This is a genomic window from Frondihabitans sp. PhB161 (assembly GCF_003814635.1).
Taxonomy (GTDB): Bacteria; Actinomycetota; Actinomycetes; order Actinomycetales; family Microbacteriaceae; genus Frondihabitans.
In genome coordinates this window covers 19,583-35,294 of record NZ_RKQW01000006.1, presented here as the reverse complement: position 1 = coordinate 35,294, position 15,712 = coordinate 19,583, and the positions used below count along the sequence as shown (strand labels likewise).

General features: G+C 67.0%; 17 protein-coding genes. 8 read left to right on the top strand and 9 right to left on the bottom strand.

Features of this window, described 5'->3' with window-relative positions:
• Both EDF39_RS17220 and EDF39_RS17215 read left to right on the top strand, forming a co-directional pair.
• Positions 1-885 carry a hypothetical protein gene (locus EDF39_RS17220; RefSeq protein ID WP_123945106.1) on the top strand — a complete coding sequence of 295 codons (885 nt, stop codon included), beginning with the start codon at positions 1-3 and terminating at the stop codon, positions 883-885.
• Positions 882-1,235 (top strand): GntR family transcriptional regulator, encoded by a 354-nt coding sequence (locus EDF39_RS17215; protein WP_055965265.1) that lies wholly within the window; start codon positions 882-884, stop codon positions 1,233-1,235. Before EDF39_RS17220 ends, EDF39_RS17215 begins: the two co-directional genes overlap by 4 nt.
• Before the next feature lie 91 nt (positions 1,236-1,326).
• On the opposite strand, the gene EDF39_RS17210 is transcribed toward EDF39_RS17215, so the two are convergent.
• On the bottom strand, positions 1,327-1,746 hold the full coding sequence (locus tag EDF39_RS17210) for a hypothetical protein (RefSeq protein WP_123945104.1): 420 nt from the start codon (positions 1,744-1,746) through the stop codon (positions 1,327-1,329).
• 102 nt (positions 1,747-1,848) lie between these two features.
• Here EDF39_RS17210 and EDF39_RS17205 point away from each other — a divergent pair, with 102 nt between their 5' ends.
• Positions 1,849-2,295 (top strand): MarR family winged helix-turn-helix transcriptional regulator, encoded by a 447-nt coding sequence (locus EDF39_RS17205; RefSeq protein WP_123945102.1) that lies wholly within the window; start codon positions 1,849-1,851, stop codon positions 2,293-2,295.
• A 127-nt stretch (positions 2,296-2,422) separates the two neighbouring features.
• The gene (locus tag EDF39_RS17200) at positions 2,423-3,853 is read left to right on the top strand and encodes an MATE family efflux transporter (RefSeq protein WP_123945100.1); all 1,431 of its coding nucleotides are present in this window, start codon (positions 2,423-2,425) and stop codon (positions 3,851-3,853) included.
• 69 nt (positions 3,854-3,922) lie between these two features.
• On the opposite strand, the gene EDF39_RS17195 is transcribed toward EDF39_RS17200, so the two are convergent.
• From EDF39_RS17195 to phoU, 7 genes are all read right to left on the bottom strand, one after another.
• Positions 3,923-4,240, bottom strand: coding sequence for a multidrug efflux SMR transporter (locus EDF39_RS17195; RefSeq protein ID WP_123945098.1), 318 nt, complete (start codon positions 4,238-4,240; stop codon positions 3,923-3,925).
• Complete coding sequence (locus EDF39_RS17190) at positions 4,237-4,623, bottom strand: multidrug efflux SMR transporter (protein ID WP_123945096.1); 387 nt, start codon at positions 4,621-4,623, stop codon at positions 4,237-4,239. The genes EDF39_RS17195 and EDF39_RS17190 overlap by 4 nt, the downstream gene beginning before the upstream one ends.
• A gap of 85 nt (positions 4,624-4,708) precedes the next feature.
• Positions 4,709-5,809 (bottom strand): sugar-binding protein, encoded by a 1,101-nt coding sequence (locus tag EDF39_RS17185; protein WP_123945094.1) that lies wholly within the window; start codon positions 5,807-5,809, stop codon positions 4,709-4,711.
• Between the two features lie 108 nt (positions 5,810-5,917).
• Positions 5,918-7,234 (bottom strand): multiple monosaccharide ABC transporter permease, encoded by a 1,317-nt coding sequence (gene mmsB, locus EDF39_RS17180; RefSeq protein WP_123945092.1) that lies wholly within the window; start codon positions 7,232-7,234, stop codon positions 5,918-5,920.
• Entirely contained in the window at positions 7,231-8,775 is a 1,545-nt protein-coding gene (mmsA, locus tag EDF39_RS17175; RefSeq protein WP_228514182.1) for a multiple monosaccharide ABC transporter ATP-binding protein, read from the bottom strand. The genes mmsB and mmsA overlap by 4 nt, the downstream gene beginning before the upstream one ends.
• A gap of 233 nt (positions 8,776-9,008) precedes the next feature.
• Positions 9,009-10,274 (bottom strand): ROK family transcriptional regulator, encoded by a 1,266-nt coding sequence (locus EDF39_RS17170; protein ID WP_084816353.1) that lies wholly within the window; start codon positions 10,272-10,274, stop codon positions 9,009-9,011.
• Positions 10,275-10,393: 119 nt separating this feature from the next.
• Complete coding sequence (gene phoU, locus EDF39_RS17165) at positions 10,394-11,047, bottom strand: phosphate signaling complex protein PhoU (RefSeq protein WP_055965290.1); 654 nt, start codon at positions 11,045-11,047, stop codon at positions 10,394-10,396.
• 202 nt (positions 11,048-11,249) lie between these two features.
• On the opposite strand from phoU, the gene EDF39_RS17160 reads away from it, so the two are divergent.
• Together EDF39_RS17160 and EDF39_RS17155 are read left to right on the top strand one after the other, a co-directional pair.
• Positions 11,250-12,407 carry a cell wall metabolism sensor histidine kinase WalK gene (locus tag EDF39_RS17160; RefSeq protein WP_055965293.1) on the top strand — a complete coding sequence of 386 codons (1,158 nt, stop codon included), beginning with the start codon at positions 11,250-11,252 and terminating at the stop codon, positions 12,405-12,407.
• Positions 12,407-13,087 carry a response regulator transcription factor gene (locus tag EDF39_RS17155; RefSeq protein ID WP_123945090.1) on the top strand — a complete coding sequence of 227 codons (681 nt, stop codon included), beginning with the start codon at positions 12,407-12,409 and terminating at the stop codon, positions 13,085-13,087. Before EDF39_RS17160 ends, EDF39_RS17155 begins: the two co-directional genes overlap by 1 nt.
• 123 nt (positions 13,088-13,210) lie before the next feature.
• Here EDF39_RS17155 and EDF39_RS17150 read toward each other — a convergent pair whose 3' ends face one another.
• A complete protein-coding gene (locus tag EDF39_RS17150; RefSeq protein WP_123945088.1) occupies positions 13,211-13,765 on the bottom strand; it encodes a hypothetical protein in 555 nt (184 codons plus the stop codon).
• A 125-nt stretch (positions 13,766-13,890) separates the two neighbouring features.
• On the opposite strand from EDF39_RS17150, the gene EDF39_RS17145 reads away from it, so the two are divergent.
• Positions 13,891-14,373 carry a CarD family transcriptional regulator gene (locus EDF39_RS17145; RefSeq protein WP_123945086.1) on the top strand — a complete coding sequence of 161 codons (483 nt, stop codon included), beginning with the start codon at positions 13,891-13,893 and terminating at the stop codon, positions 14,371-14,373.
• On the top strand, positions 14,367-15,704 hold the full coding sequence (gene ispF, locus EDF39_RS17140) for a 2-C-methyl-D-erythritol 2,4-cyclodiphosphate synthase (RefSeq protein WP_123945084.1): 1,338 nt from the start codon (positions 14,367-14,369) through the stop codon (positions 15,702-15,704). Before EDF39_RS17145 ends, ispF begins: the two co-directional genes overlap by 7 nt.
• The last annotated feature ends 8 nt before the right edge of the window (positions 15,705-15,712 follow it).

Here is a 15,712-nt window from a genome sequence, read left to right as displayed (position 1 = left end):
ATGGATCTGTACTTTCAAGTGCTCTTCGCGGTGTACGCCGTGGTGCTCGTCGGCACTGCACTTCTGTCCCGGGTCGGCGAATTCCAGACCTGGCAGATGCAGCGGCTGGCGAAGCGGGTCGGGCTGGGCATTCCCGCCGACCTCGACGCTCTCATTCGACGGCGTGTGGCAGCACGCGTTCTCGGCAGCAGCGTCGGCGGCTTCGTCGGCCTCGGTGTCGTCGTGGTGCTCTACGAGTCTTTTGCGACCCGGCCCCCTGTCGTCGTCGCCTTTCTGGCGCTCATCACGGCGGTGACCGGCTCGTCGCTCGGCACGGTCTGGGCGTCGTTCCGAGACGAGACCGCGGCGACCGACCGTCCACGGATCGCGCGCGCCGAGGCCGTCAGAGTCGGCGACTACGTGATCGTCCTCGCTCGCATTTTCGCTTGGGCCATCCTGGTGCTGGCGGCTGTGGCCATCGCCCTCTCGGCGCGCTCGGGGGCGGGTCTCGCCGGAGTCCTCCTCGTGGCGCTCGGCGCTGTCTGCCTCGTTCTATTCGAGATTTTCTCTCGCCGAATCGTCGCGAGAGGTCATCCGGTGGCCTCGACCGATGAGCTGGTCTGGAACGACGCGCTCACCGCCTCCGCGCTGATGGACCTCCTGGCAGCGCCCGTCCAGGCGCTCACCCTGGGTGGCTACTGGGCGGTGATTGGAGTGGGTGGCGGGCCCGTCGACTTCAGTCCCGCTGACGTGGTCATCGTGATTGCGCTGCTCGTCGGGTGCATCCTTTTCAGCGTCGTGTTCCGCAACACCCGCACCTGGTATCTCGAGCAGCTGTGGCCGGGTTCGCGGCGTCGTACGCCGGCCGAAGAAGCCCTCAGAATCGCAGGATCCAGCCCCTCGTGATCACCCTCGACCCCCGCTCTCCGACACCGCCCTTCGAGCAGCTCCGCGGTCAGCTCGCGGGCCAAGTGCGCGGGGGAGTCCTCGCCGCCGGCCACCGTTTGCCGACAGTGCGGCGTCTCGCCGAAGACCTCGGCATCGCTCCGAACACCGTCGCCCGCGCGTATCGCGAACTGGAGGCCGAGGGCCTCATCGAGACGCGGGGGCGGAACGGCACGGTGGTGCGCGCGCAGGGCGCCGACCCCGAGGTGGCCGCCCAGCAGGCGGCGCGCGTCTACGCCGAGCGGGTGAAGGATCTCGGCGTCGACCCGGCCGAGGCGCTCCGGTTCGTTCGCGCTGCGCTCGGATCCTGAACTGTACTGGCTGGGTGAGACGCCGCTCACCGCAGCGGACCTCGGACAAGCCTCGGTCGCCCGCTGTGGCGAGCGTCGTCTCGCCTCGCGACTAGACGAAGAGGGCGCTGATCTCTTGCACGAGGGCGTCCATGTCGACGGTCTCGACGGCGTCGACCCGCACGAACGGGGTGAGGCCGAGCTCGCCGCCGGGGGCGCCGCACCAGACCTCGACGACGCGGGGTGAGCCGGCCAGGTCGATGCCGCCGGTGACCGCATCAGCGTCGGCCCGCTCGAAGAAGGCGTCGACGACCACGCCGGCGTCGATCAGCCCGGCCGTGCGCCACACCGTCTCGATGGCCAGCCGGCGAATACCCTCGCGCGGCGCAACAGGCCCCGTCGCCTGCGTCAGGGTCTCCTGCACGGCGCCCGGCTTCAGCACGGGGCAGCCGAGCAGGATCCCGAGCGCTGACGAGATCTCCGACTTGCGCGGGTCAGGGGTTCCGTTGACGATGATCGCTACCTGGGCCATGCACCGATTCTCTCGCACGCCGGCCTGCCACCAGAACGCCCGCCCCCGTCCTCCACAGTTCGATCATTGACAGTTTGGTATCTAACGGTTAGTGTTCTGATTATGAACGAAAACGGTCCCGACCTCACCACCAGCCTCGAGCTGCTCCGGTGGATCGGCTGGGCACAGCAGCAGGCCGGCCTCGAATGGGTGCGCGAACGCGGGCTCACTCACGAGCAGAGTTTTGCGCTCGGGTTTCTGGTGCAGTTTCCGGGCTCCATCCAGCGTGACATCGCCGCGATGACTCGCACCAGCGCGGCCAGCGTCTCGAGCCTCCTGCAGGGGCTCGAGAAGCGCGGTCTCATCGAGCGCCGTGCCGACGGCGAGAGCGCGCGCATCAAACGCGTCTACGCCACCGCCGAGGGTGCCGAGCTGATCTCCGGCTTCGACGTCGCGATGGCGTCCACCGAAGAGACGATCCTCGCACCCCTCTCCACGGCCGAGCGCGCCACGCTCCACTCGCTGCTGACGAAGGTCACTGCAGTGCTGCCGAGGCCCACGCGCGACTAGCCGCGACCGACCCCGTTCCCGCAGACCGCGGGAGCGGATCCTGAATTCTCCCCTCGCCGTGCCGGCGTCCTTCGGCGCGCGCCAAAGCACCCGGAACAGGCTCGCCTGCCCGGAATAAGGAGCAGCTATGAGCACCTCACTTCCCACCACCGCCGACACGGTCGGCACAAACCGCTGGTACCTCGCTTCGGCGCCGATGCTGCGGGCACTCCTCCATCTTTGCGTGCCGATGGCCGCGGCGATGATCGTCAGCGCCGTCTACAACGTGGTCAATGCCGGCTTCATCGGCTCTCTCCACGACAGTGCGCTGCTCGCAGCCGTCACCCTGGGCTCGCCGATCCTCGGCCTCGTCATGGCGGTCGGTGGCGTCTTCGGCGTCGGCGGCAGTGCCCTCATCTCGAGGCTTCTCGGGGCGAGCGAGAAGGATCCGACCGAAGCCGCTCAGATCAAGCACGTGGCGTCGTTCGCCGTCTGGGGCGCCGCGATCGTCGGTGCCGTGCTCGCTGCTGCGGGTCTGCTCCTGCTGCCGAACCTCGTGACCGTGCTCGGCGCCCACGGTGCCGCCGTCGCCCCGACCAGCGCCTTCGTCGGGGTGATGCTCGCCTTCGTGCCCGTGCTCGCCGTGTCGTTCTGCCTCGAGCAGCTCGTCCGGTCGGAGGGGGCGGCCCGTCAGGTCATGATCGGCCTCATCGCCTCGACCGTCGCCAACCTCGTCTTCGACGTGCTCTTCATCCTGGTGCTGCACTGGGGTGTGGCGGGTGCAGCCCTCGCGATCGGCCTGTCGAACGTCGTCACGATCGTCTACTTCGTCACCTGGCTGACTCGGCACAGCGAGCACATCAGCCTGGCACCGCGCTGGTTCACGCTCTCGCCGACCGTGCTGAAGCCGGTCTTCGGCATCGGCGTGGGGGAGCTGCTCCAGTCGGCGTTCCTCATCGTCACCTCGCTCGTGCTGAACAACCTCGCCTCGGCCTATGGCGACGGGCCCCTTGCCGCGATGGGCGTCGCCGTCCGCATCGCGCAGGTGCCCGAGTTCCTCGTGATGGGCGTCACGCTCGGCGTTCTGCCGCTGCTGGCCTACTCATTCGGCAAGGGCGACCGGGCCCGTCTCGCCGCCGCTCTGCGGGCCTCGGCCCTCACGGTCGGCTCGATCACCGTGGTGGCGGCCGTCGGGGTGTTCCTCTTCCGCGATGCGATCTTCGGCGCCTTCGTCGCCGACCGTTCGGTGCTCGCCATCGGCGCGGTGATCCTGACGGCGCAGCTCGTCGCCATGATCGCCAACGGGTTCACCGGCCTCATCACGTCGCTGTTCCAGGCGACCGGACGCGCCACGGCGGCAATCACGATGTCGATGGCGCAGGGAATCCTGTTCATCCCGATCGTGCTGCTCGGAAACCTGTGGTTCGGGCTCGGCGGCGTGATCTGGGCGCTGACGGTCACCGAGGTGCTCGTGCTCCTCGTCGGAGCCGTGATGCTGTTCGCGTCGCGTCGGGCGATCGACGCCGGGCTCGCCGAGGGGAGCCCGGAGCGCGCCGAGGCCGTGCTCGAAGAGGCGTAGTCATCCATTGGCTCCAGGTTGCGGGCAGGCGCCGACCGGAGCGGGGAGTGCAGGATCCTTCGCCCCGGCTCAGTGACTCGACCCGACCTCGATCAAGAGCACCCCGCCGACGATCAAGACGATGCCGAGGCCCATCAGCCAGGTCAGCGGCTCCTTGAAGAGGAACTTGCTGGCGACGGCGGTCAGGGCCACCCCGGAGGCGGCCCAGATGCCGTAGGCGACGCCGAGCGGAAGGCCCTGGCCGAGGCCGAGCGAGAGCGAGGTGAATGCCACGATGTAGCCGATACCGACGGGGATGTACCAGCGGCGGTCGTTGACGGCCATGCGGAGCGAGAGGGTGCCGGCGACCTCGAAGAGGATCGCGGCGACGAGAAAGAGCCACATCATCGGGCGATCCCTCCGGTGGTGGTCGAGGTGCAGGCCGCCTCACGGTGGGCGGCCTGAGCGCCGAGCTCGACGCAGAGCACCCCGGCGATGACGACCACGATGCCGATGCCCATGACGAGAGTCAGCGGTTCGCCGAAGATCACGAGCGATAGCAAGGCGGTCAGCGCGACACCGCTCGCGCCCCAGATGCCGTAGGCGACCCCGAGCGCCATGCCGGTGCGGAGCACGAGGGCGAGCCCGGCGAAGGCGACGAGATAGCCGATCGCCACGACGACGTACAGCCCGGGGTGGTCGAGTGCGCCCTTCAACGAGAGCGACGCCGACACCTCCGAGACGATGGCGATGACGAGGAACAGCCAGCCGCGCGCTTTGGAAGTCTTCATAGCGACCACCGTAGGGCAGCCGCGCACGGCGAAACCCCCGCCCGAGCCGAAGCTCGAGCGGGGGTTTCGTGGGTGACGAGTGCTGCTACTTGGTGAGCGGCTCGAGGGTCGTGTTGTCTTTGTATGCCTCGGCTGCGTTGTCCTTGGTGACGAGGACGGGGGTCAGCGCCACGGCCGGAACCGTGATGACGCCGTTGTAGTTGTTCTTCTTGTCGATGACCGTCTTGGGGGTCTTGCCCTCGGACAGCGTGCTGACCAGGTCGACAGCGGCCTGGGCCTCCTCGGCGGTGTTCTTGTAGATGGTCGAGTACTGCGTGCCCGACATGATCAGCGGGATCGAAGCGGTCTCGCTGTCCTGGCCGGTGACGATGATGCCGGGCTTACCAGCCGACTTCACCGACTGGATGATGGCGCGGGCCAGGGTGTCGTTCGGCGAGAGGACGCCGTCGAGCTTGGTCGAGCCGTAGTTCTTCTGCAGCAGGTTGCTCATGCGGGTCTGGGCGTTCTGGGCGAGCCAGCCGTCCGTCGACACCGCGCTGAACGAGGTCTGACCGGAGACGACCTTGAGGGTGCCGTCGTCGATCTTCGGCTGCAGGATGCTCATCGCACCGTTGAAGAACACGGGTGCGTTGGCGTCCGTCGAAGCACCGGCGAAGAGCTCGATGTTGTACGGACCGCTGCCCTTGGCCTTGAGGCCGTCGAGCAGAGCCTGTCCCTGGAGCTGACCGACCTTGTAGTTGTTGAACGCGACGTAGTAGTCGACGTTCTTGGTGCCGGTGATGTTGCGGTCCCAGGCAATGACGGGGATTCCGGCGGCCTTGGCCTGCTTCACCTGCGTGCCGAGCTGGGCGCCGTCCTGGGCGGCGATGATCAGGGCCTTGTCGCCCTTGGTGATCATGCCCGAGATCTGGTTCTGCTGGTCGGGAACCGTGTTGGTGGCGGCGGCGTACTGCACGTCGGCCTTGAAGCCGGCCTTGGCGAGGGAGTCCTCGAAGGCGGCCTTGGCCAGGACCCAGTTCTGCGAGGTCTTCGCGGGGAGCGAGACGCCGATCGTGGAGCCCTTGGGGATGGTGGCGGTGGAACCGCTGGCGCCCGCGTCGCTCCGGCCGGTGTTGCCGGAGCAGGAGGTCAGCGTGACCACGGTGAGCGCTGCGACGGCAAAGCCGGCGATGAGCTGTTTCTTCATTGAAATGCTTCTTTCATTGTGGGGATGTGAGTGCGGGATGCACCCGGTGCTGTGGGATGAGTGGTGCGCATCCCGGATTTGTGGCTGGGAATGGAGCGGGCTGAGGGGTTACGGAAGCAGAACCGGCGAGTCGTCGTCGATCGACTTGGGCTGAGCCGTGGCGTCGGGGCCGGGCTTCTGCGCGTCGTCGTTCTTCTTGCGACCGAACCCGCGGGTCAGGTAGCCGATGATCGACGGTCGGCCCTGCGTCTTGTTGTAGACGTCGAAGGCGACGGCGAGCAGCAGCACGAGACCGCGGATGATCTGGACGAGGTTCGTGTCGATGCCCTTGAGCGAGAGGCCGTTTGCCAGGAAGGCGAGCACGAGAGCACCGATGATCGAGGCGATGACGGTTCCGACACCACCGGCGACCGCGGCACCACCGACGAAGACGGCGGCGATGGCGTCGAGCTCCCAGCCCGTTCCGTCGGAGGGGCCCGAGGATCCCGCATAGCCGACATAGACCATTCCGGCGACGGCGGCGAGAACCGACATGTTCATCATGACCAGGAAGTTGACGCGACGCGAGTTGACGCCCGAGAGGACGGCGGCGTGCGAGTTGCCGCCGACCGCGTAGAGGTGGCGCCCGAAGGTGGTGGTGTTCGTGACGAAGCCGTAGATGATCACGAGCACGCCCATGATGATGGCGACGATCGGCACGCTCGTGTTGGGCTGGCCGGAGGCGAACAGGTAGGTGGCGAAGGCGGTGACGCCGGCGAGCACGACGATGCGGACGATGCTCGTCCAGAGGGGAGCCGGCTCGGCGCCCATCTTGACGCGGTTGGTGCGTCCGCGGAACTCGAAGACGACGATCGCGATGATCGAGACGAGACCGAGCAGCAGAGTGCCGTTGCTGTAGCCGGTGCCCGGACCGAAGTCGGGGATGAAGCCGCCGCCGATGGTCTGGTAGTCGTCGGGCACGGGGAGAGCGGTCGAGTTGCCGATGATCTGGTTCGCCCCGCGGAAGATCAGCTGACCGGCGAGGGTCACGATGAAGGCGGGCACCTTGACGTAGGCGACCCAGAAGCCCTGCCACGCGCCGACGAGGGCGCCGACGGCAAGGCCGACGAGGATCGCGCCCCACCAGGCGAAGTGCCAGGTGGCCATCGACTGCGCGACGATGATGCCGGTGAACGCGGCGACCGAGCCGACCGAGAGGTCGATGTGACCGGCGACGATCACCATGACCATGCCGATCGCGAGGATCAGGATGTAGGAGTACTGCTGGAAGACGTTGATGACGTTTCCGGGATCGAGCGTGGTGCCGCCCGTCCAGATCTGGAACCCGACGATGATCACGATGAGCGCGATGATCATGCCGTACTGGCTGATTCCACCCCCCTTGTTACCGAGGATGCTGTCGATGTTCTTCTTGATGTTCGTCATCGAACCGTGGTCCTTTTCGAGGTCATGCTGACCATGAGCGACTCGGGGTTCGCCTCAGCTGCGGTCAATTCGTTGGTGATGGAGCCCTCGAAGATCGTGTAGATCCGATCGGAGAGGCCGAGGAGCTCGGGGAGCTCGGAGGAGATGAGGATGACGCCCTTGCCCTGGGCTGCCAGGTCTTGGATGATCCCGTAGATCTCGAACTTCGCACCCACGTCGATGCCGCGGGTGGGCTCGTCGAGGATGAGGATGTCGGGGTCGGTGAACATCCACTTCGCGAGGACGACCTTCTGCTGGTTGCCACCGGAGAGCTTCGACACACCCTGGTCGACGTTGTTCGCCTTGGTGCGGAGGCTACGGCGGTAGCGCTCCGAGACCTCGTACTCCTCGACGCTCGAGACGACGCCGTTGTGCGTGATCTTCGGCAGGCCGGCGGCGACGGTGGAGCGCTTGATGGTGTCGAGCAGGTTGAGCCCGAGAGCCTTGCGGTCTTCCGAGACGTAGCCGAGGCCGTTCTTGATGGCGCGCTTGACCGTGTCGGTGCGGATCTCGTGACCCTCTTTGTAGACCTCGCCCGACACGTAGGTGCCGTAGGAGTGGCCGAAGACGCTCATGGCGAGCTCGGTGCGACCGGCGCCCATGAGGCCGGCGAAGCCGACGATCTCACCGCGGCGCACGTAGAAGTTCTCGTTCTTGCAGACGAGGCGTTCGGCGTCGAGGGGGTGACGGACGGTCCAGTTGCGCACCTCGAAGAACTTCTCGCCGATGTTCGGCGTGCGGTCGGGGAACCGGCTCTCGAGCGAGCGGCCGACCATTCCGCGGATGATGCGGTCTTCGTTGACTCCGTCGGCCTTCACGTCGAGGCTCTCGATGGTCTTGCCGTCGCGGAGGATCGTGATGGTGTCGGAGACCTGCTCGATCTCGTTCAGCTTGTGGCTGATCATGATCGAGGTGACGCCCTTGCCCTTGAGCCCGACGATGAGGTCGAGCAGGTGCTGCGACTCACCCTCGTTCAGGGCGGCGGTGGGCTCGTCCAGGATGAGCAGCTTCACGCTCTTGTTCAGAGCCTTGGCGATCTCGACGAGCTGCTGCTTGCCGACACCGAGCGACTTGATCTTGGTGTCGGGGTCTTCGGCGAGGCCGACGCGGGCGAGCAGGTCTTTGGCGATGCGCTGGGCTTCGATCCAGTTGATCACGCCGCGCTTGCCGGGCTCGTTGCCGAGGAAGATGTTCTCGGTGATCGAGAGCTCGGGGATGAGGGCCAGCTCTTGGTGGATGATCACGACGCCGGCGGCCTCGGACTGCTTGATGCCCGAGAACTGGACGACCTGGTTCTCGAAGACGACATCGCCCGTGTACGTGCCGAACGGGTAGACGCCCGAGAGGACTTTCATGAGAGTCGACTTGCCTGCACCGTTTTCGCCGCAGATCGCGTGGATCTCGCCGGCCTTCACGGTCAGGTTCACGTCGGAGAGAGCCTTCACACCAGGGAACTCCTTGGTGATCGAGCGCATCTCGAGGATGGTGGGTTCACCAACCATTGTGCACCGCCATTTGCTAGACATCGTTGTCGGGGAGCTTCGTCGCCCGTTGGGCACCTGGCCCGGGATTACATTAGGCCGATCGCTGGCTGGCGTCAAAAGGTTAACGCAACGAATTTGTAACGGCTTTACGAACCGGCCTCAATGAGAGCGCTCACTTTCGCGGTCACCACGCTGCGATCGTTGAGTTTCCGCGGATCCTTCAGTTTTTGTCGAACGAAGGATCCGAGGGGTCAGATCACGCGGACGGCCGCCTGATGGAACACGAGCGCGGCGGCTCCGAGCGCTTCGCCGCGATCGTCCAGCGTCGACGCCACGATTTCGGTCGCGTCCCGGACGAGAGGGAGCACATGTCGTGCGAACGACCGCGACACCGGTTCGAGGAGCAGGTCACCGAGGGCGGCGAGGGGCCCGCCGATCACGATCACCTCGGGGCTCAGGATGCTGGCGAGGTCGCCGACGACTCGGCCGATGAGCCGCGCGGCATCCTCGATCACGCGGAGCGCGGCCATGTCGCCGGCGAGGACGGCGGCGACGAGCTGCTCGGTCGTCTGGATGGGAGTCACCGTGCTCAGGCGGTCGAGCATGGCCTGGATGGAGGCCTCCGCTTCGAGGCAGCCGCGGTTGCCGCAGCGACACGCCTGACCGTCGGGCACCACCTGCACGTGACCGACCTCGCCGGTCACCCCGGTCGCCCCGTTGAACGGCTGGCCGTTCAGGATCAATCCGGCGCCGATTCCCGAGCCCACCTTGAGGTAGACGAGGTTTCGCGCCCCGCCGTACAGACCCCAGATCGTCTCCGAGACGCTGCCGAGGTTCGCGTCGTTGTCGATCACGACCGGCACGCCGAGGCGGTCTTCCAGCTCGACGACGACGTCGACGAAGGCCCATTCGGCCCACACCGTTCCGATCACCGGCATGAGATCGCGGCGGTCGATCGACCCGGGGATCCCGACTCCCACGCCGCTCAGGGCGTCCCAGGGGATGCCCTTCTCGCTGAGCAGGCGGGTCAAGACGTCTCGGGCCATGTCGAAGCCGACGCGGGGGTCGTACTGCTGCGGCAACACGATGTTCTCTTCCGCGGCGATCGTGTAGTCGGGGTAGACAAGCACGACCCGGAGGTGCCGTCGACCGAAGCCGATACCGGCCGCGACGGCGCCGTTGTGGGTCAGGAGCTGCACGGAGACGGCGCGACGGCCCGAACTCGTCGTCGGCGTCAGGCTGACGAGGCCGTTCTTGGCCATGAGGCTGACGATGTTTGAGATCGTCGCCGTGGAGAGGCCGGTGCGGCGAGCGAGATCCGCCTGCGTCGAGGCGCCGACACGGACGAGCGCCTCGACGACGCGCTGCTGATTGCGCTTGCGGAGGGAGGTTTGAGAGCCGGGGCTCTGCCCGGTAGGCGCGGACTGGCCCGTCGCGGGTGCCCGTCCCGTCGAGGGGGGCTGTCCCTTCGAGGCTGTTTGGCGGGGGCCCGTCGTTGGACCTTGGAGATGTGACACGGACGAATCATTGCCTCCCAAACGAGTGTCGTCAAGAGTTGAACACAAACCGTGACGCAACGGAAAGAGGCCTGGAGAGACGCCGTCAGCGTCTCACCAGGCCTCGTGGCCGCGCGGAATCAGGCTTCGACGCCCACCCAGTCGCCGGTCGCCAGGTACTGGACCTTCTTGGCGATCGACACGGCATGGTCGGCGAATCGTTCGTGGTACCGGCTGGCGAGCGTGGCGTCGACAGTGTCGGCGGGAGCGCCCTTCCAGGTCTCGCCGAGAACCTTGTCGAACACGCTCAGGTGCAGCTCGTCGATGCGGTCGTCGTCGTTGCGGATCTCTTCGGCCAGGCTGACGTCTTCCGTGGTGAGCAGCTGCGTGAGCTTGCGGGCGATCGCGACGTCGAGTTCACCGAGCTCAGTGAACGTCGGACGGAGGCTCTTCGGCACGACCTTCTCGGGGAACCGGTAGCGGGCGAGCTGGGCGATGTGCTCGGCCATGTCGCCCATGCGCTCGAGCGAGGCCGAGATGCGGAGTGCGCTCACGACGATGCGGAGGTCTCGGGCGACCGGGTTCTGCCGAGCGAGGATGTCGATCGCGAGCTCGTCGAGGCTGATCGCGAGAGCGTCGATGCGGTCGTCGTCGGCGATGACCTGCTCGGCGAGGCCGACGTTGGAGTCGTGGAACGCGCGAGTGGCGTTATCGATCGACACCGCCACGAGCGACGAGATCTCGACGAGCCGCTCCTGGACCTCCTGGAGCTCCTGCTGGAATACCTCGCGCATAGTCTTGGTCGACCCTTTCGTCGCGGCTCGGCCGCGGTGTCAGTGATGGTGCCGGTACGCGAAACGTCGCCCGCGCAGTCTCGACGAGCCTCTCCCGTCGAGGTTAACGGCGGGTGATGGCCAGGCGAACACTCTCCAACGTACTCGGCACGGATGTGGCTCTGTTCTAGCAGTCCACCAGACGTTCACTAACCTGAGGTTCATGTCCTCCCCCTGGCTGGTGCCGTTGTCTCTGGCATTCGGCATCATCGTCGGAGCGGGCCTCGTCCTGCTCGTGGTGGCTTCCGTTCAGCGGGGCCGTCGAGCCCGGGCGCTGAGCGATGCGTCTCTGCCCGACGGGATCGGCGCGATGCTCGACACCCTCGAGTCGGCCGGGTTCGTCGTCGACCCGTCGAACAACGTGCAGAAGGCCTCGGCGATGGCGATCGCCAACGGTCTGGTGCAGGCGCATCAGGTGGTCCACCCCGAGATCGTCGACCTCATCGAGACGGCGCGCGACGAAGACCACCCGGTCACCCGGCAGCTGCTTCTCGCTCGAAGCCTCCGGCAGGAGACCGACCTGCGCATGCTGGTGCGCGCCTCGCGACTCGGAACGCGATACGTGGTCGTGCTCGCCGAGGATCACACCGAGACGCACCGCCTCGAAGAGGTCCGGCGCGACTTCGTGGCGAACATCAGCCACGAGCTGAAGACGCCCATCGGCGCGGTCGGGCTGCTCGCCGAGGCCATGGAGTCAGCCGCCGACGACCCCGAGCAGGTGCGGCACTTCGCCAAGAGCCTGATGCGCGAATCCCTTCGCCTCGGCCGCCTCACGCAAGACATCATCGAGCTCTCGCGCCTGCAGTCGGCCGACCCGCTGAGCGGACCCGAGCTCGTCGACGTGCGCTCCGTCATCAACGCCGCGGTCGAGCGCAACCGGGTCGAGGCGGAGGCGCGCGGAATCGAGATCATCACGCGCGGCGGCAAGCACGCCAGCATCGTCGGCGACAGCGAGATGCTGGCCGTCGCCGTGCACAATCTCGTCGCCAACGCGGTGCACTACTCGCCCGACGACTCCCGCATCGGCATCGGCGCGAACGTCACCGACCGGGGCATCGTCGAAATCGCGGTCACGGACCAGGGCGATGGCATCGCTGACGGCGAGAAGGAACGCATCTTCGAGCGCTTCTACCGGATCGACCCGGCTCGATCACGGCGCACCGGCGGCACGGGCCTCGGCCTGGCGATCGTCAAGCACATCGTTCAGAATCACGGCGGCGACATTCGACTCTGGTCGCAGCTCGGTTCCGGCTCCACCTTCACGATCCTTCTACCCGAGGCCTCGACGGCCACGGTTCCCGTCCGAGGAGAGAACGAATAATGACCCACATCCTTATCGTCGAAGACGAAGAGTCCCTGTCCGAGCCCCTCGCCTTCATCCTCGAGCGGGAGGGCTACCAAGTCACCGTGGCCGACGACGGGCAAAGGGCCCTGACCGCGTTCGACCGCGAGGGCGCCGACCTCGTGCTCCTCGACCTCATGCTCCCCGGTCTCTCCGGCACGGAAGTCTGCCGTGAGCTGCGCAACCGCTCGCAGGTGCCGATCGTGATGCTGACCGCTAAAGACAGCGAGGTCGACATCGTGGTCGGGCTCGAGCTCGGCGCCGACGACTACGTCACGAAGCCGTACTCGACCCGCGAGCTCCTCGCCCGCATTCGGGCCGTCCTCCGTCGCCGCGTCGACCTGGAGGAGTTCTCCGACTCGCTCCTCACCGCCGGTGCGATCTCGATGGACGTCGAACGGCACGTCGTCACCGTTCGCGGCACAGATATCGCCATGCCGCTGAAGGAATTCGAGCTCCTCGAACTGTTGATGCGAAACGCGGGTCGCGTTCTCACCCGCGGCCAGCTGATCGACCGGGTCTGGGGCTCCGACTACTTCGGCGACACCAAGACCCTCGACGTGCACATCAAGCGCATCCGCTCGAAGATAGAGGAAGTGCCGTCGGAGCCGGTGGCACTCGTCACCGTGCGCGGCCTGGGCTATCGCATCGAGGCGTAGCTTCATCGCCCCGCGCGGCGAGGCGTAGCTTCATCGTCCGGGCCGGCCCGGCAACTGCGCCGAACGTGAACGACGAAGGCCCCGACCATCTGGTCGGGGCCTTCGTGCGAAGCGGCGGCTGTTCTAGCCCGCCGGCGTGGTCTCGGTCTCGGTGGGCTCGGTGCTGCGGGGCTCCGACGTCGCGATCGTGCCGGTCGAGGGGCTCGGCGAGGGAAGCAGGGTGGCGTACTGAGAGAGCGAGCCATCGAGCACGGGAACGTTCAGCTTCTTGCCGGTGTCGGTGCCCGACTGGATGAAGACGGTGAGCAACGAGCCCGGCTGCTTGCCGATGCCGTTGAGGATCGTCTGCTTCTGGCCGCCCTGCGTGCCGCGGTCGGTCTCGCCGTTCGCGGCCACGGGAATGACGGCGGTCTCGGTCGAACCGAGCGCCTGGTACTGGAACTTGACGTTGGCGGCGGACGAACCGTTGTTGATGACCACGACGCTGAGGCTCGCTTCGTCGCCGTTCTCGGTGAAGACGATGGCGTTACGCACCTCGATGTCGCCGACGGTGGTGTTGACTCCGTCGCTCGCGTCGTAGATCTCGGTGGTCGTCTGCGGGCTGATGAAGTTGCACCCCGCGGTGAGGACCATCACGGCTCCGGCAATGACGACGGCTGCCGTGGTGCGTGCTCTCACAGGTTCCTCCAAAAAGGTGACGATTTGCCCTTTCAGCCTAGCCTAGGAGCGTCGGCGAGGTTTCCATGACCGCTCGCCCGCGACCGACCCCGTGGTAATCTGGCGCCCCCAGAAACGGAGCCCCCATGCACTTCGAGGTCGGTGAAACGGTCGTCTATCCGCACCACGGAGCGGCCGAGATCACAGCGGTCAAGACGCGAGTGATCAAGGGCACCGAGAAGCTCTATCTGACTCTCCGGGTCACGCAGGGCGACCTCGTCATCGAGGTGCCGGCCGAGAACGTCGACCTCGTCGGGGTTCGCGACGTCATCGGCAGAGAGGGCGTCGAACAGGTCTTCGACGTGCTTCGAGAGCCGTTCACCGAAGAGCCCACCAACTGGTCGCGCCGGTACAAGGCGAACGTCGAGAAACTCGCGTCGGGCGATGTCGGCAAGGTGGCCGAGGTCGTGCGCGACCTGTGGCGCCGTGACCACGACAAGGGTCTCTCCGCGGGCGAGAAGAGCCTGCTGGCGAAAGCGCGTCAGGTGCTCGTCTCCGAGCTGGCTCTGGCCGAACACATCGACGAGACCGCGGCGCAGACCCGGCTCGACGAGGTTCTCGCATCGTAGGCACGGGCGCAGACCGGCCGAGCCGAGCCGTCATCGTCGTCGCCGCGGGCTCGGGCACGCGACTGGGCGGGGGCCGGCCGAAGGCCTTCGTGGAGGTCGCCGGTCGAACGATTCTCGAGTGGGCGCTGCGCGGGATCCTCGGCTCGTCCGCTCCCTTCCAGATCGTGCTCGTCGTACCCGCCGACCTCGTCGACGAGGCGCGGTCGATCGCGGAGGCGACTGCGGGGCACGTGGCCCACTTCGTGACAGTGACATCAGGATCCAGCACTCGCCAATCCTCCGTCGCCCGAGGGCTTGCCCGGGTCGCTGACACCGCCCGCACCGTGCTCGTGCACGACGCGGCTCGCTGCTTCACGCCCTCCTCCCAGTTCGATCTCGTGGCCTCGGCTGTCGAGTCGCTCGGCCACGGAGTCGTTCCCGGGCTGCCCGTCAGCGACACGATCAAGCGGGTCGGCATGGCGGGCGCTGTCGTCGACACGGTCGACCGGTCGGAGCTCGTCGCGATTCAGACGCCGCAGGGGTTTCCGCGGGCCGAGCTCGACGCCGCGTATGCCGGCGTACTGGCCGGCTCCTCGCCGGTCGATGCCCCGTCCGTCGAAGCAGTGCCCGTTGAAGTAGTGCCCGTCGACGCAGTGCCTATTGAAGCATTGCCTATTGAATACACCGACGATGCCGCGCTCTTCGCCGCGGCGGGCCACGAGGTGATCGTCGTCGCGGGTGCCGCCGAGGCGTTCAAGGTCACGACGCCGTGGGATCTTCAGCGGGCCGAGATGCTCGCGGCCGACCTCGTCGCGCCGAGCGCCCTCGGGCCCTCTCGCCCCGCCGACGTGCAACGCGTGGGCATCGGCATCGACGTGCACGGCTTCGACGCCGACCAGCCCCTTCGCCTCGGTGCGCTCGACTGGCCGGGCGAACCCGGTCTCGCCGGGCACAGCGACGGCGACGCGGTCGCTCACGCGATGGTCGACGCGCTGCTGTCGGCCGCCGGGGAGGGCGACATCGGTTCGCGCTTCGGCACCGCCGATCCTCGCTACGCCGGGGCGTCGGGCGTCGTCTTCCTCGAGGGCACGCGCGAGATCCTCGACGCGGTGGGCGCCACCGTCGTGAACGTCGCCGTGCAGGTGATCGGCAATCGCCCCCGCCTCGCGAAACGGCGGGTCGAGATGGAGACGCAACTGAGCAGGATCCTGGGCGCCCCCGTCTCGGTGTCGGCCACGACCACCGACGGGCTCGGCTTCACCGGCCGAGGTGAGGGCGTCACCGCGATCGCGACGGCCCTCGTGTCGGTGCGGTGGACCCCTGTGGAGACCCCGGCGGTACCGCCCGCCTAAACTGTGGC

Excerpts from the sequence above, each read along its gene's own strand:
- EDF39_RS17220 (WP_123945106.1), top strand. The coding sequence starts at position 1 with ATGGATCTGTACTTTCAAGTGCTCTTCGCGGTGTACGCCGTGGTGCTC.
- EDF39_RS17210 (WP_123945104.1), bottom strand. The coding sequence starts at position 1,746 with ATGGCCCAGGTAGCGATCATCGTCAACGGAACCCCTGACCCGCGCAAG.
- EDF39_RS17205 (WP_123945102.1), top strand. The coding sequence starts at position 1,849 with ATGAACGAAAACGGTCCCGACCTCACCACCAGCCTCGAGCTGCTCCGG.
- EDF39_RS17200 (WP_123945100.1), top strand. The coding sequence starts at position 2,423 with ATGAGCACCTCACTTCCCACCACCGCCGACACGGTCGGCACAAACCGC.
- EDF39_RS17195 (WP_123945098.1), bottom strand. The coding sequence starts at position 4,240 with ATGATGTGGCTCTTTCTCGTCGCCGCGATCCTCTTCGAGGTCGCCGGC.
- EDF39_RS17190 (WP_123945096.1), bottom strand. The coding sequence starts at position 4,623 with ATGAAGACTTCCAAAGCGCGCGGCTGGCTGTTCCTCGTCATCGCCATC.
- EDF39_RS17185 (WP_123945094.1), bottom strand. The coding sequence starts at position 5,809 with ATGAAGAAACAGCTCATCGCCGGCTTTGCCGTCGCAGCGCTCACCGTG.
- mmsB (WP_123945092.1), bottom strand. The coding sequence starts at position 7,234 with ATGACGAACATCAAGAAGAACATCGACAGCATCCTCGGTAACAAGGGG.
- mmsA (WP_228514182.1), bottom strand. The coding sequence starts at position 8,775 with ATGGTTGGTGAACCCACCATCCTCGAGATGCGCTCGATCACCAAGGAG.
- phoU (WP_055965290.1), bottom strand. The coding sequence starts at position 11,047 with ATGCGCGAGGTATTCCAGCAGGAGCTCCAGGAGGTCCAGGAGCGGCTC.
- EDF39_RS17160 (WP_055965293.1), top strand. The coding sequence starts at position 11,250 with ATGTCCTCCCCCTGGCTGGTGCCGTTGTCTCTGGCATTCGGCATCATC.
- EDF39_RS17155 (WP_123945090.1), top strand. The coding sequence starts at position 12,407 with ATGACCCACATCCTTATCGTCGAAGACGAAGAGTCCCTGTCCGAGCCC.
- EDF39_RS17145 (WP_123945086.1), top strand. The coding sequence starts at position 13,891 with ATGCACTTCGAGGTCGGTGAAACGGTCGTCTATCCGCACCACGGAGCG.